The sequence below is a fragment of the Pseudomonas sp. TMW22089 genome, from assembly GCF_022496645.1.
In the GTDB taxonomy this organism is placed as follows: Bacteria; Pseudomonadota; Gammaproteobacteria; order Pseudomonadales; family Pseudomonadaceae; genus Aquipseudomonas; species Aquipseudomonas paraversuta.
In genome coordinates this window covers 141,526-155,887 of record NZ_SCFG01000002.1, presented here as the reverse complement: position 1 = coordinate 155,887, position 14,362 = coordinate 141,526, and the positions used below count along the sequence as shown (strand labels likewise).

8 protein-coding genes are annotated in these 14,362 nt (G+C 60.2%); 5 read left to right on the top strand and 3 right to left on the bottom strand.

Annotation, left to right across the window (positions count from 1 at the left end; genetic code table 11):
- Positions 1 to 329: 329 nt before the first annotated feature.
- Genes ptsP through EQV90_RS03040 form a run of 3 tightly spaced genes read left to right on the top strand, consistent with a single transcriptional unit; the run spans position 330 to position 5,880 of the window.
- Positions 330 to 3,191: a phosphoenolpyruvate--protein phosphotransferase gene (gene ptsP / locus EQV90_RS03050; RefSeq protein ID WP_010655560.1), complete on the top strand. Its 2,862-nt coding sequence runs from the start codon at positions 330 to 332 to the stop codon at positions 3,189 to 3,191.
- Positions 3,191 to 4,132: a 1-phosphofructokinase gene (gene pfkB / locus EQV90_RS03045; RefSeq protein ID WP_003443814.1), complete on the top strand. Its 942-nt coding sequence runs from the start codon at positions 3,191 to 3,193 to the stop codon at positions 4,130 to 4,132. Before ptsP ends, pfkB begins: the two co-directional genes overlap by 1 nt.
- A gap of 11 nt (positions 4,133 to 4,143) precedes the next feature.
- Positions 4,144 to 5,880, top strand: coding sequence for a PTS fructose-like transporter subunit IIB (locus tag EQV90_RS03040; protein ID WP_240877739.1), 1,737 nt, complete (start codon positions 4,144 to 4,146; stop codon positions 5,878 to 5,880).
- A gap of 77 nt (positions 5,881 to 5,957) precedes the next feature.
- Here the strand turns inward: EQV90_RS03040 and EQV90_RS03035 are convergent, their stop codons facing one another.
- Positions 5,958 to 8,492, bottom strand: coding sequence for a sulfite reductase flavoprotein subunit alpha (locus EQV90_RS03035; RefSeq protein WP_240877738.1), 2,535 nt, complete (start codon positions 8,490 to 8,492; stop codon positions 5,958 to 5,960).
- Positions 8,493 to 8,723: 231 nt separating this feature from the next.
- Complete coding sequence (locus tag EQV90_RS03030; protein ID WP_240877737.1) at positions 8,724 to 11,027, bottom strand: TonB-dependent receptor; 2,304 nt, start codon at positions 11,025 to 11,027, stop codon at positions 8,724 to 8,726.
- Between the two features lie 217 nt (positions 11,028 to 11,244).
- Here EQV90_RS03030 and EQV90_RS03025 point away from each other — a divergent pair, with 217 nt between their 5' ends.
- A complete protein-coding gene (locus EQV90_RS03025) occupies positions 11,245 to 11,925 on the top strand; it encodes a Fe2+-dependent dioxygenase (RefSeq protein ID WP_003443806.1) in 681 nt (226 codons plus the stop codon).
- Positions 11,926 to 11,927: 2 nt separating this feature from the next.
- Positions 11,928 to 12,677: a tetratricopeptide repeat protein gene (locus EQV90_RS03020; RefSeq protein WP_127196787.1), complete on the top strand. Its 750-nt coding sequence runs from the start codon at positions 11,928 to 11,930 to the stop codon at positions 12,675 to 12,677.
- Positions 12,678 to 12,772: 95 nt separating this feature from the next.
- Here EQV90_RS03020 and EQV90_RS03015 read toward each other — a convergent pair whose 3' ends face one another.
- Positions 12,773 to 13,936, bottom strand: coding sequence for a type III PLP-dependent enzyme (locus tag EQV90_RS03015; protein WP_003443803.1), 1,164 nt, complete (start codon positions 13,934 to 13,936; stop codon positions 12,773 to 12,775).
- Positions 13,937 to 14,362: the final 426 nt, after the last annotated feature.

The following is a 14,362-nucleotide window of genomic DNA, read 5'->3' as shown; positions in this document are numbered from 1 at the left end:
CTTATTTTTTGTAGTACATGTCGACATTTTGGCCAATCCTAACCGATAAAGGCAGTCGATCTTCGTCTGCCTTGTCGGCATCTGGTTTTTTTGCAAGCCCGGCCGTTTTGCATTGATCAATACGACAAGTTGGGCTTCAAGCGCGGGCAATTATGCAGTAACGTGCCGGACATTCTTGGTTAAACGTTTCAGCAAGCGTGTTTAATGGATCTTTACCCCGCAGAGCAATGTGCTTGCCACACATGACTCAGGCCTTCGGGGGGAGCTATCTACGCTGACTTAATTCAAAACAATACCTGGTGCCATGGAGCACCGGAAAAGGAGAACGCATGCTCGAGCTCACCATAGAGCAGATTTCCATGGGCCAGACGGCTGTGGATAAGTCTGCGGCGCTGCATTTACTCGCCGATAAGCTGGTCGCCGATGGTTTGGTGGCCGAAGGTTATCTGAAAGGCTTGCAAGCGCGTGAGGCTCAGGGCTCGACCTTCTTGGGTCAGGGAATTGCCATTCCCCACGGCACTCCTGAAACCCGCGACCTGGTGTATGCCACGGGCGTGCGTTTATTGCAGTTTCCCGATGGAGTGGACTGGGGCGACGGTCAGATCGTGTACCTGGCGATCGGCATTGCGGCCAAGTCCGACGAGCATTTGCGCCTGCTGCAACTGCTGACCCGGGCTTTGGGTGAAACCGATCTGGGCCAGGCATTGCGTCGTGCCAGTTCCGCCGAAGCCTTGCTCAAATTGCTCCAGGGCGCGCCACAGGAACTGGCACTGGATGCGCAGATGATCGGCCTCGGTGTCTCCGCCGATGATTTCGAAGAACTGGTCTGGCGCGGTGCCCGCCTGCTGCGTCAGGCCGATTGTGTGAGCAACGGCTTTGCTGCGGTGTTGCAACAGGTGGACGCATTGCCCCTGGGCGATGGTTTGTGGTGGCTGCACAGCGAGCAAACAGTCAAGCGCCCGGGCCTGGCTTTCGTGACCCCGGACAAGCCGATGCGCTATCTGGGCCAGCCACTGAGCGGGCTGTTCTGCCTGGCAAGCCTGGGAGAAGCCCACCAGGCATTGCTTGAACGCTTGTGTGCGCTGCTGATCGAAGGTCGCGGGCATGAACTGGGACGCGCCACCAGCAGTCGTGCAGTACTTGAAGTGCTGGGCGGCGAATTACCGGCTGACTGGCCGAGTGCCCGTATCACCCTGGCCAACGCCCACGGCTTGCACGCCCGTCCGGCGAAAATACTCGCGCAACTGGCGAAGAGCTTTGATGGCGAGATCCGTGTACGAATTGTTGACGGCCAGGAGTCGGCAGTATCGGCCAAGAGCCTGAGCAAATTGCTCAGCCTGGGCGCACGTCGCGGCCAGGTGCTGGAGTTTGTCGCCGAACCCGCAATTGCCGGTGATGCATTGCCGGCGATACTGGCCGCCATTGAAGAAGGCCTGGGCGAAGAAGTCGAGCCGCTGCCGCTGCTGGCCGAGTCAGCAGCGCCCGTGGCCGACATCGCCACGCTGCTCACAGCCCCGGCTGACGGCAGCGTGATCCAGGCCATCGCCGCCGCGCCCGGAATTGCCATCGGCCCGGCACACATTCAAGTGCTGCAAATTATCGACTACCCGCTGCGTGGCGAATCAGCGGCGATTGAGCGTGAACGTCTGAAAAAAGCTTTGGCCGAGGTACGTCAGGACATCGAAGGCCTGATTCAGCGCAGCCAGTCCAAGGCCATTCGCGAAATTTTCATCACCCATCAGGAAATGCTCGATGACCCGGAGCTGACGGATGAGGTCGATACCCGGCTCAAGCAGGGCGAAAGCGCCGAGGCCGCGTGGATGTCGGTCATCGAGGCGGCTGCACGTCAGCAAGAGTCGTTGCAGGATGCATTGCTGGCCGAGCGCGCCGCGGATTTACGTGACATCGGGCGCCGTGTTCTGGCGCAGTTGTGTGGCGTGCAAACCCCGGCCGAACCTGATCAACCCTATGTGCTGGTGATGGACGAAGTGGGCCCGTCCGACGTGGCGCGTCTTGATCCGGCACGGGTTGCAGGCATTTTGACGGCCCGTGGTGGTGCCACCGCGCACAGTGCGATTGTCGCCCGGGCCTTGGGGATTCCTGCATTGGTCGGAGCTGGCGAAGCGGTATTGCTGCTGGCGCCCGGCACTCAACTATTGATTGATGGCCAGCGTGGCCGCCTGCATGTCGCACCGGATGCCGACGCCCTGCAGCGCGCCACTTCTGAGCGTGACAGCCGCGAACAGCGCTTATTGGCTGCCTCCGAGCAACGTCATGAACCGGCCGTTACTGTGGATGGGCACGGGGTCGAAGTGTTTGCCAATATCGGCGAGAGCAAGGGTGTGGCCAACGCGGTCGAGCAGGGCGCCGAAGGTATAGGCCTGCTGCGCACCGAGCTGATTTTCATGGCCCACAGCCAGGCGCCGGACGAAGCCACCCAGGAAGCCGAGTACCGTCGGGTGCTCGATGGCCTGGACGGGCGGCCTCTGGTGGTACGCACCCTGGACGTGGGCGGCGACAAGCCGCTGCCGTACTGGCCGATCGAGAAAGAGGAAAACCCGTTTCTTGGAGTACGGGGTATTCGTCTCACCTTGCAACGTCCGCACATCATGGAAAGCCAGTTGCGGGCGCTGTTGCGCTCAGCGGATAACCGCCCGCTGCGCATCATGTTTCCGATGGTTGGCAGCGTGGCCGAATGGCGCGCCGCCCGTGATATGACCGAACGTCTGCGCCTGGAAATCCCGGTGGCTGACTTACAGCTGGGGATCATGATTGAAGTGCCGTCCGCCGCCTTGCTGGCCCCGGTGCTGGCCAAGGAAGTCGATTTTTTCAGCGTCGGCACCAACGACCTGACCCAGTACACCCTGGCCATCGACCGGGGCCACCCGACCCTGTCGGCACAGGCCGACGGTTTGCATCCGGCGGTGTTGCAATTGATCGATATCACCGTGCGTGCCGCCCATGCCCATGGCAAATGGGTCGGCGTATGCGGCGAGCTGGCGGCCGATCCGCTGGCGGTGCCGGTGCTGGTTGGCCTGGGCGTGGATGAGTTGAGTGTGTCTGCGCGCAGCATTCCCGAGGTCAAGGCGCGGGTTCGCGAATTGAGCATGGAGCGTCTCAAGACCCTGGCTACCCAGGCCTTGAGCGTCGGTAGCCCGGAAGAAGTCCGGGCCTTGGTGGAGGCGCTCTGATGGCCAGAATCCTGACCGTAACCCTTAACCCGGCCCTGGACCTGACCGTGCGCCTGTCCCATCTGCAACCGGGGCAAGTCCACCGCAGCCAGGCTTTGCTGAGCCATGCCGCGGGCAAGGGGGTGAATGTCGCACAGGTGCTGGCCGATCTGGGTCACAGCGTCACCGTTAGCGGTTTTCTCGGTGAAAACAATCAAGCGCCGTTCAACGCCTTGTTTGCCAGCCGCGGTTTTGTCGACGCCTTTATCCGCGTGCCCGGTGACACCCGCAGCAACATCAAGCTGGCTGAAGACGATGGCCGCGTAACCGACCTCAACGGGCCGGGGCCACAGGTCAGTGAGCTGGCGCAACAGGCCTTGCTCGACAAGCTCGATCAGATTGCCGCCAGCCATGACGCGGTGGTGGTGGCTGGCAGCTTGCCCCAAGGCATCAGCGCGCAGTGGTTGTGTGAATTGCTGCGACGTCTGAAGTCCCTTGGCCTGAAAGTGGTGCTGGACACCAGCGGCGAAGCCTTGAAGCAAGGTTTGAGTGCGGGCCCCTGGTTGATCAAACCCAACACCGAAGAACTCAGCGCCGCGCTGGGGCACGACATTGCCAGCCTTGAGGCGCAGACCGCGGCTGCCGCGCAATTGCAGGCCCGGGGCGTTGAGCATGTGGTGATTTCCCACGGTGCTGAAGGGGTGAACTGGTTCAACCCGGCATTTGCCTTACAGGCGCGGCCGCCCAAGGTTCGCGTCGCCAGCACCGTGGGTGCCGGCGACTCACTGCTGGCGGGCATGCTGCATGGCCTGCTCAGCGGCCACACCCCCGAGCAGACCTTGCGCACCGCCACCGCCATCGGGGCGCTGGCGGTCACTCAAATCGGTTTTGGCATCAGCGATGCGGTGCACCTGGCGACGCTTGAAAGCGGTGTCAGCCTTTGCCCCCTGACACAAGAATAAGAGGACTGCACATGAAATTAGCCATTGTCACGGGCTGCCCCAACGGCATGGTCACCAGCGTGCTGTGCGCCCGATTGCTGGACGCAGCGGCGCAACGTCAGGGGTGGAGCACCAGTGTCGAAGTGCATGACCCCAAGCATCCGGAACGCCAGCTGTCCCAGGCAACCATCGATCAAGCGCAATGGGTCCTGGTGGTCAGCAGCACGCCTCTGGACATGCAGCGCTTTGTTGGCAAACCCGTGTTCCAGAGCACCCCGGCCCAGGCCCTGCAAGATGTCGAAGCGATACTGCAGCGCGGCGCCCAGGAAGCCCGGGTGTATGTCGCTCCAGTAGTCTCTACCGAGGCTGAGAGCCCGCAGCACGGGCCGAAAATCGTCGCCATCACCGCCTGTCCGACCGGGGTGGCGCACACCTTTATGGCCGCCGAAGCATTGCAGCAGGCGGCCAAGCGTCTGGGCTACGAGCTGCAGGTCGAAACCCAGGGCTCGGTCGGTGCGCGCAATCCGCTGAGCCCGCAGGCCATCAGAGAAGCCGATGTGGTGCTGCTGGCGGCTGATATCGAAGTGCCGACCGAGCGTTTTGCCGGCAAGAAGATTTACCGCTGCGGCACCGGCATCGCCCTCAAGCAAGCCGAAGCCACCCTGAACAAAGCCTTGAGCGAAGGCCGGGAAGAGACGGCAGCGGCTGATGGTTCAGCGCCGGCCAAGCAAGAGAAAACCGGGGTCTACAAGCATCTGCTGACCGGCGTGTCGTTCATGTTGCCAATGGTGGTGGCGGGCGGCTTGCTGATTGCCCTGTCCTTCGTGTTCGGGATCACGGCCTATAAAGAGCCCGGCACGCTGGCGGCGGCACTGATGCAGATCGGTGGCGATGCGGCGTTCAAACTGATGGTGCCATTGCTGGCGGGCTATATCGCCTACTCGATTGCCGACCGCCCGGGCCTGGCGCCGGGGATGATTGGCGGGCTGCTGGCCAGTACCCTGGGTGCCGGGTTTATCGGCGGGATCATTGCCGGGTTTATCGCCGGTTACTGCGCCAAGGCGATCAATCGCTATGCGCGATTGCCGCAAAGTCTGGAAGCGCTGAAGCCGATTCTGATCATCCCGTTGTTTGCCAGCCTGTTTACCGGCCTGGTGATGATCTATGTGGTCGGCAAGCCAGTGGCCGGCATGCTCGAAGGCCTTACCCACTTCCTCGACAGCATGGGCACCACCAACGCCATTTTGTTGGGCGTTCTACTGGGCGGCATGATGTGTGTCGACTTGGGCGGGCCGATCAACAAGGCGGCCTACGCGTTTTCGGTGGGGCTGCTGGCTTCGCAGAGTTACGCGCCGATGGCCGCCACCATGGCTGCCGGCATGGTGCCGCCGATCGGCCTGGGGATTGCGACCTTTATTGCCCGGCGCAAATTTGCCCAGACCGAACGCGAGGCGGGCAAAGCCGCGTTGGTGCTGGGACTGTGCTTTATCTCCGAAGGTGCGATTCCGTTCGCCGCCAAAGACCCGCTGCGGGTGATTCCGGCGAGCATTCTGGGGGGCGCCTTGACCGGTGCACTGTCGATGTACTTCGGCTGCAAGCTGATGGCACCGCACGGTGGCTTGTTCGTGCTGCTGATCCCGAATGCGATCAACCATGCGCTGCTGTACTTGCTGGCGATTGTCGCCGGTAGCCTGGTGACGGCAGTGGTATATGCCGTGATCAAACGTGCGGAACCGGCGGAAATGGCGCTGGAGACTGCCAAGGCCTGAGGCCTTGACTCAAACCGCTCGCGAGCCCTTGAACCGCTCGCGGGCAAGCCCGCTCCTGCAGGGGGGCGGGCATCGGTTCAATACACATCCCGCCGATAACGCCCTTGCTCGATCAGTGCTTGCAGCGCTGGCTCGCCCAGCAGCTCGGTCAAGGCCTGATCCACACCCGCCGCCATCCCTTGCAGACTGCCGCAGATATAAATAGCGGCGCCGTCTGCCAGCCATCTGCGTATTTCATCAGCTGACTCGCGCAAGCGATCCTGTACATAAATCTTCTGTGCCTGATCCCGTGAAAACGCCAGATCCAGCCGCGCCAGATCACCACTGGCCAGCCAGCCCTGCAGTTCTTCGCGGCAGTGGAAGTCATGGGCGGCATTGCGTTCACCAAAGAACAGCCAGTTACGCTGCTGGCCCTTGGCAATGCGCGCTTTGAGCAGGCTGCGCAGCCCCGCCAGGCCGGTGCCATTGCCCAGCAAAATAAGCGGACAAGGTTCGGCGGGCAGATGGAAACCACTGTTGCGCCGTACCCTCAGGCTGATGGCAGAACCCACATTTGCGTGTTCCGTCAGCCAGCCCGAACCCAGGCCCAGGCTGCCATCGGCATGGCGCTCCTGACGCACGATCAGTTGCAGCAGGCCATCTTCGGGGATCGAGGCAATGGAGTATTCACGCATGTGCAGCGGGATCAAGGCGTCGACCAATGCCTGTGCATGCATGCCCACCAGATGCCCGCGATTGTCCGGCAGCTGACGCCCGCCCAAGGCCTGGGCCAGGGTTTCTTGCAGACCATCGAGCTGTACCCGGGTGTCTGCCGACAGACCCAGACCTTGCAGGAAATGCTCAATCGCTGCCGGGGACTGCCGTGGCATGACTTCAACCAGATCACCTGCCTGCCATGAATCGCTGGCATGGGGGGCCTTGAGCCCCAGCAGGTAAACCCCGGAGCCGCTGCTGCCAGGGTTGAGCAGTTGGCGTTGTTCAAGGGTCCAGTTGTTGTAACCCGGTGCCTGCCAGTTGGCCGCCGGCGCAGTACCGGTCAGTTGACCGAGCTGTTGCTGCCAGTGCTGCAGCGCCTCGGGGTCGCCGCTGTCGACCTGGACCGGAGTGAACAATGATTGTGCGCCACGCTCGTTCAGCCATTGCTGAACCCGGGTCGCAAAGCCGCAGAAGTGCGGGTATTGGCGATCGCCCAGGGCCAGCAACGAATACTTGAGACTGCTCAGGGCCAAAGGCTGGTTCAGGACTTTGCGTTCAAAGCCACGGGCACTGTCGGGGGCTTCACCATCGCCAAAGGTACTGACGACAAACAGTGCATTGCTGGCCTGCAGCAAGTCCTGCTCGCTGAGCGCTGCCAGCGGTTGCACCCGCACTGCAAATCCGGCGGCCTGCAATTGTCCGGCGCTCTGCCAGGCCAGTTGTTCGGCCAGACCGCTCTGGCTGGCAAAGCCGATCAACCAGGGCGATGCATCGCTGTGCGCCGTGGACAAACCCTGGCGCGCCTGTTTGATCTGACGCTTTTTACGACGCCGGTCCAGGTACAGCAACCAGCCGGTAATAAAGAACAACGGCATGCTGAGGCTGGCGATGGTCACCAGGATGCGCCCGGGGAGGCCCCAGTAACTGCCCACGTGAAGCGCGTAAATGCTGGTCAGCAATTGCGCCTTGTAGCTTTTGTCTGCGTAGCGCTGGTGTTGTTTGATTACGCCAGTGACCGGGTCGAGCACGATCTGATTGAAGGCGCGCTCATGGGGCGAGTCGCTGCGCAGATAAAAAACCGTGGCCGGCTGCCCGGCCACCGGTGGCATCCGCACGTTGTACAGGCTCAGTTGCGGCCCGGCAGCCTGCTGGATAGTGGCCCAGATGGCATCGTAATCGGCTACAGGGGCCGGGGCCGCAGGGCCGGGCTGACCGCGACCGCCTTTGCGCTGCTGGCTGTTGGGGCTGTCCGAAAACAGTTTTTGCAGGCCTTTGTTGTACCACTCGTAGGACCACGACAAGCCGGTCAGGGCGGCCAGCAGGTAAAAGATCATGCACCAGGTACCCGCCACGGAATGCAGGTCCCAGTTGAAGCTGCGGCCTTTTTTGGCCCAGTCCAGGGTCAGCCAGGCACGCCAGTTCAGTGCCTGGCGCGGCCAGCGCAGGTAGAGGCCCGAGAGGCAGAAGAAAATCAGCATCAGGGTGCAGGCACCGGTGATCTGGCGACCGGTTTGGCCCATGGCCAGAAAGCGGTGCAGTTGCAGCATCAGATCGAAGAAGCCCTGGCCGCTGGCGTCGCCCTGATAGGTGCCGGTGTAAGGGTCGACATAGCGCAGTTGACCGCGGCGCTCCCCCGGCGGCGGGGTGAAGAAAATCCGTGCGGCACTGTCGCTGTCCACCCCGACCCAGAGCATGGACACCTGTTTGCCTTCAGTGGCCTCGACCCGGCGTACAAGTTCGGCGGGCGCCAGGGTGCCGCTGTCGAGTTTCTCGACCTTGAGCACCGAGGGGTTGAGCAAGTTCAGCAGTTCGTCCTGGAACGACACCGTCGCGCCGGTAATCCCCATGAGGGCCAGGACCAGCCCTGCGGTGATCCCGAAAAACCAGTGCAGCTGAAAAAGGGTTTTCTTAAACACGACGACCGCCTTGCTCGCTCAATTGAATGCTTCACGGCGCAGTTTGCCGTGCAGGTTGTTTACACACAAAAGCCCCGACCATCGTTGGACAGGGCTTTGCGCTAAAGCTGTGGCATCTCTGTGTGGGCGGCTGGCTTGCCAGCGATTGCAGCTGCGCGGTTTAACGGTAAAACCGTATCGCTTGCATCGCTGGCAAGCCAGCTCCCACCAGTGATCATTACCAGGTTGGCATCAAAAATGAACGCTGGTGGTCAACAAGGCTGTACGGCCCGCCGCCTGGTTGGCGAAGTGGGTCGAAAAGGCTTTGTCGTAGTAAGTCTTGTCGGTCAGGTTCTGTACGTTCAGTTGCAGATCAACGTTTTTGGTCAGCTTGTAGCTGGCCATTGCGTCGTAGCGGGTGTAAGCCGGAACGTAAGTCGAGTTGGCGACGTTACCGAATACTTCATCCACGTAGAACGCACCGCCGCCGATGGTCAGCTTGGGTGTGATCGCATAAGTGTTCCACAGGCTGGCGCTGTTTTTCGGGGTGTTGGGCAGCTGGTTGCCATCGGTAGCCTTGTTCAAAGGGCCGCCATCGCGCTGCTTGCCGTCCAGATAGGTGTAGCCCGCAAACACTTGCCATTGCTCGGTGATTTTACCGGAGGCAGACAGTTCGATGCCGTCGACGCGGGTTTTGCCGGCGTTCTCGTAGGTATCAGCGTCTGTCTGGACCCGGGTGTTCTCTTTTTCGGTGCGGAAGATGGCTGCCGTCAGAGACAGGCGGTCGTTGAACACATCCCACTTGGTACCGAGTTCGTAGTTGGTGGTTTCTTCCGGTTCCATGTCGCTGGCCAGAATCTTGCCGGTGCGATCCGGAGTACCGCTCAACGGGTTGGTTTCATTGCTGTCCAGCATCGAGCCCGGCGGGGTGGCCGAGGTGGCGTAAGACACGTACACGCTGCCGTTAGGCTGGACTTTCCACACCAGGCCGAGCTGGCCGGAGAAGAAGTCGCTGGTGTCAGATCCCTTGTAAGTGGTCGCTCCGGCGGCCGTGTACGATTTGTACTTGGTCTCGAAGTGGTCGTAACGCAGGCCCATGTTCAGCAGCCACTCAGGTGACAGTTCCAGCGTGTCCATCGCATAAATGGCGCGTGTGGTGTTGGCGCTGTCAGTACCGGCATAGTTGCGTGCGATCGAGCCGTTCCATGGATCATTGGCATTCGGGTTGCCCAGGGATGTGCAGTTCCAGTCGCTTGGGGCGCCGATCATGCCCGGAGTGCAGTTAGTGCCGCCAGCGGTACCCGGGGTGGTGCTGGTATTAACGGTATAGGACGACTTGCTGCTGGTCTCGCGGCTGAGTTCGATACCGGTGGAGTAGCTGTTTTTGAAGCCGGCGATATATACGTCACCAAACAGATCGGTCTGGTTGGTGGTGGTGGCGGTGTTGCTCACACGGGTGTTGGCCCGGCGCCAGACGCTGCCGTTGTTGACGTTGCCTTTACTGTCGTCCGGCTGGGTCAGGATGTAATCCTGCAGGGTGTTGCCGTGGCGCAGGGTGTTCTTGACGTGCAGGTCTTCGCTGAAGTCGTGTTCAAACGAAAAAGTAGTGATATCGGCGCGGGTTTTGCGGAAATCACGATCTTTCAGGCCGTAGAAATTGCTGCTGTCGCCACCGTCGTTCGGCTTGTCCGGGCTGTCTGCGGTATGGGTTTTGCCCACCGAGAAACCGTAAGGAATACCCGAATCCGGCAGGTCGTTACTTTCCATGTGGTAGTAATCGACGTTGACCCGGGTATCGGTGCCCAGGCCAAACGCCAGGGAAGGAGCAATACCCCAGCGGTCGTAATTGACATTGTCGCGACCGGCCACATTGCTTTCGTGGCTCATCAGGTTCAGACGACCGGCAACGGTATCGCTGAACTGATAGTTACCGTCCAGGGTATAGCGTTGGGTCTGATCCGAGCCCCAGGTGTAGCCGCCATCAAACGAATTACCCAGATGGGCTTTCTTGCTGACCATGTTGATGGTGCCGCCGGCTGCACCGCGACCGCCGAAGGCCGAGTTCGGGCCTTTGGCGACTTCAATCGATTCTACGGCGAAAATCTCGCGGGTCTGGGCGCCGGTATCGCGTACGCCGTCCAGATAGGTGTCGCCCTGGGCGTCAAAGCCGCGAATGAACGGCCGGTCGCCTTGCGGGTTACCGCCTTCACCTGCGCCGAAGGTAATGCCTGGAACGGTGCGCAATGCGTCTTGCAGGGAAGTTGCGGCCGTATCCTTGATCAGTTGTTGCGGGATCACGGTGATCGAGCGGGGCGTATCAATCAGGGGCGCGGTGTACTTCGGGGAGTCGGCTTTTTCAATCTGGTAGGACTGCTCGTTCTGCTCGCCTGAAACCGTGGTCGCGCCAAGGGAAATACTGTTGCCCTGTGCTTTGCTGTCCGTGCTTTCGGCAGCCTGAGCCATATGGGCTGCAGAGGTCGCGGTAATCGCGACACCGATAGCCGAAGCCAGTAAACGCGGTGAGCTGACAGGTATTTTTATAAGTTGGCGCGACATGTGAAGATCCCTTGCCCCAGAATTTGAGCCGCGAAATATAGTGCAAACAATTCCTTGTATCAATTGAGATCAATTACTATTAGCGCTAAATTTACAATCTTTACAATTTCCCTTTACGGTTTTTTCACACTCATTCGTCTCCGGTGTCCTAACAGGGTTTTACACGAACAATAAGAATCAATACCATTGCCGTCCCTTCGCTAACTGGTATCGCGCCATGCTGTTGCATATTCCCGGCTTGTTTTCCCGTGAAGAGGTGCAGCGCATTCGTGAGGCGCTGGAGCAGACCGAGTGGGCTGACGGCAAAATCACCGCCGGCTTTCAGTCCGCCAGGGCCAAGCACAACCTGCAGTTGCCTGAAGGGCACCCGTTGGCGAAGGAAATTGGCGCGGCAATGATTGACCGGCTGTGGCAAACCCCGTTGTTCATGTCGGCTGCCTTGCCGCACAAAGTCTTCCCGCCGCTGGTCAATTGCTACACCGGCGGTGGCAGTTTCGATTTTCATATCGACAACGCCGTGCGCCAGCCCAAGGGCAGTCCCGAGCGGGTGCGGACTGACTTGTCGGCCACCCTGTTTTTCAGCGACCCCGATGACTATGACGGTGGCGAGCTGGTGATTCAGGACACCTACGGTGTGCAGCAGGTCAAATTGCCTGCTGGCGACATGGTCCTGTACCCCGGTACCAGCCTGCACAAGGTCAATGCGGTCACCCGTGGCGCACGCTATGCCTCGTTCTTCTGGACCCAAAGCCTGGTGCGTGAAGACAGCCAGCGCACCTTGCTGTTTGAAATGGATAACGCCATTCAGCAGCTGACCCGCGACGTACCCGATCACCCCTCGTTGATCCGGCTCACGGGCACTTATCACAACCTGTTGCGGCGCTGGGTTGAGGTTTAGGGATGCCATTTCAACTGCGTCGTGAAGAAGTACTCGACGGCGAGCAGCTCAAAGCCATGCTCGCTGAAAACCCGGCGCGGGCAGCGCAGGCGATTTTGCTCGCGGCCCGCCAGGGCATCGTCGACGGTCAGGCCTTGCTGGGGCAGATTCTGTTGGACGGGCAGGGGATTGAGCGTGATCCGGTGCTGGCCAGACGCTGGTTTCAGATTGCCGCCAATGCTGATCACCTGATGGCGCGCAACATGTTGGGGCGCTGCTGGGAACTGGGCTGGGGCGGGCCTGTGGACTGGACCCTGGCCAGCCTGGAGTATCGTCAGGCGGCTGAAGCCGGGCTGGACTGGGCGATGTACAACTACGCCAACTTGCTGGCCACCGGGCGCGGCGTGGCTGAAGACCAGATCACGGCTCAGTTTTATTACCGTCGGGCGGCGCAGTTGGGGCACGCCAAATCCATGAACTTGCTGGGGCGTTATCTGGAGGAGGGTGTGCATTGCCCTGCCGATCAAGAGGCAGCATGCCTGTGGTACCGGCGCTCGGCTGAAGCGGGGGACTTTCGTGGGCAGTTCAGCCACGCCTCGGTGCTGGCCGAGTCGGGGGAAATCGATCAGGCGTTGATCTGGTTTGAGCGCGCGTTGGCGGGGGGCAATCTTAAATTTCTCAAGGTCGCAGCCCTGACCTTATTGAATGCCGGGCACCCGCAAATCCGGGCATTGGCCACGGCTTACCAGCAGCGGGCAGCCGAGATTCTGTAGGCGCGAGCTCGCGGCTACAGGCTGCGGGCTGCGGGCTGCGGGCTGCGGGCATAAAAAAACCCATGACAGGTCATGGGTTTTTTTAGGGGCTGCGTTTACAGGTAGAAGGATTTCAGCGGCGGAAAGCCATTGAATTCAACTGCGCTGTAGCTGGTGGTGTAAGCACCGGTGGACAGCCAGTACAGGCGGTCACCGATTGCCAGGTTCAGTGGCAGGCCGTATTTGTAGTTTTCATACATGATGTCGGCGCTGTCGCAGGTCGGGCCGGCGATGACCACTTCTTCCATCTCGCCTTTCTTCTCAGTCCAGATCGGAAACTTGATGGCTTCGTCCATGGTTTCGATCAGGCCCGAGAATTTGCCCACATCGGTGTAAACCCAGCGCTCGACAGCGGTACGGGATTTACGCGCAACCAGCACCACTTCACTGACCAGGATCCCGGCGTTGGCAATCAGCGAACGGCCAGGCTCAAGGATGATTTCCGGCAGTTCGTCACCGAAGTCTTCCTTGAGGAAACGGATGATCTCTTCAGCGTAGGTTTCCAGGCTGTTGGTGCGGGTGATGTAGTTGGCCGGGAAGCCGCCGCCCATGTTGATCAGCTTGAGAACAATGCCGTCTTCTTCCTTGAGGCGCTCGAAGATCACTTTGACCTTGGCAATCGCCGCGTCCCACACGCTGATGTCCCGTTGCTGCGAGCCCACGTGGAACGAAATGCCGTAAGGCACCAGGCCCAGGTCACGGGCGAGGATCAGCAGATCCATGGCCATATCGGTCTGGCAGCCGAATTTGCGCGACAGTGGCCAGTCAGCCGTAGTCGAGCCTTCGGTGAGGATGCGCACGTAGATTTTCGAACCCGGGGCGGCCTTGGCGATGTTGCGCAGGTCAGCTTCGGAGTCGGTGGAAAACAGGCGCACGCCCTTCTCGTAGAAGTAGCGGATGTCCTTGGACTTCTTGATGGTGTTGCCGTAGCTGATGCGATCCGGGGAAACGCCCCGATCCATCACTTTGTCCAGTTCATAGATCGACGCGATGTCGAAGCTTGAGCCCTTGTCGCGCAGCAGGTCGATGATTTCGACTGCCGGGTTGGCCTTGACCGCGTAGTACACCTTGGCGAACTCGAAACCTGCGCGCAGGTCATCGTAAGCCTTGCTGATCATGGCGGTGTCGATCACCACGAACGGGGTTTCCTGGGTGTCGGCAAAAGCCTTCATTTTGTTGAAGGTTTCGCGCGCGTAATAGTCTTCGACCTGAATCGACATGAGGAGGGACTCCAAGTGGCAAACGTCATAGATAAATGGGTGCAACTGAACATCCTCCGTATCCCCACTTTGGTTCGCCTACTTCCCAAGGCATGTCCGCCGAAAGCAAAAAAGGTAAATGGACCTTGCTGTCTCGTCGTCAGTACTTGAGCCGGATGGATCGTTTCCAGCATGGATGTTCGGCGCGAACTTTAGGGCGTGATTGCCCTTTGATCAACTAAAAATGTCGCGTATGTGCACGAATTCGTCGGGGGTTCAATTTCGGCTATTTAAGTAACCGACCTTGATGACAGTGTGATGTTCCCGCAGAAGGGGATTTGAAGGGGAGCGATGAGTTGTGCCCTGCTGCGCGAGCCTGGCTTGCCAGCGATGGCATCTTCACGGTCTGTCAGTAAAACCGCGTAGTTTGCATCGCCGCCAAGCCAG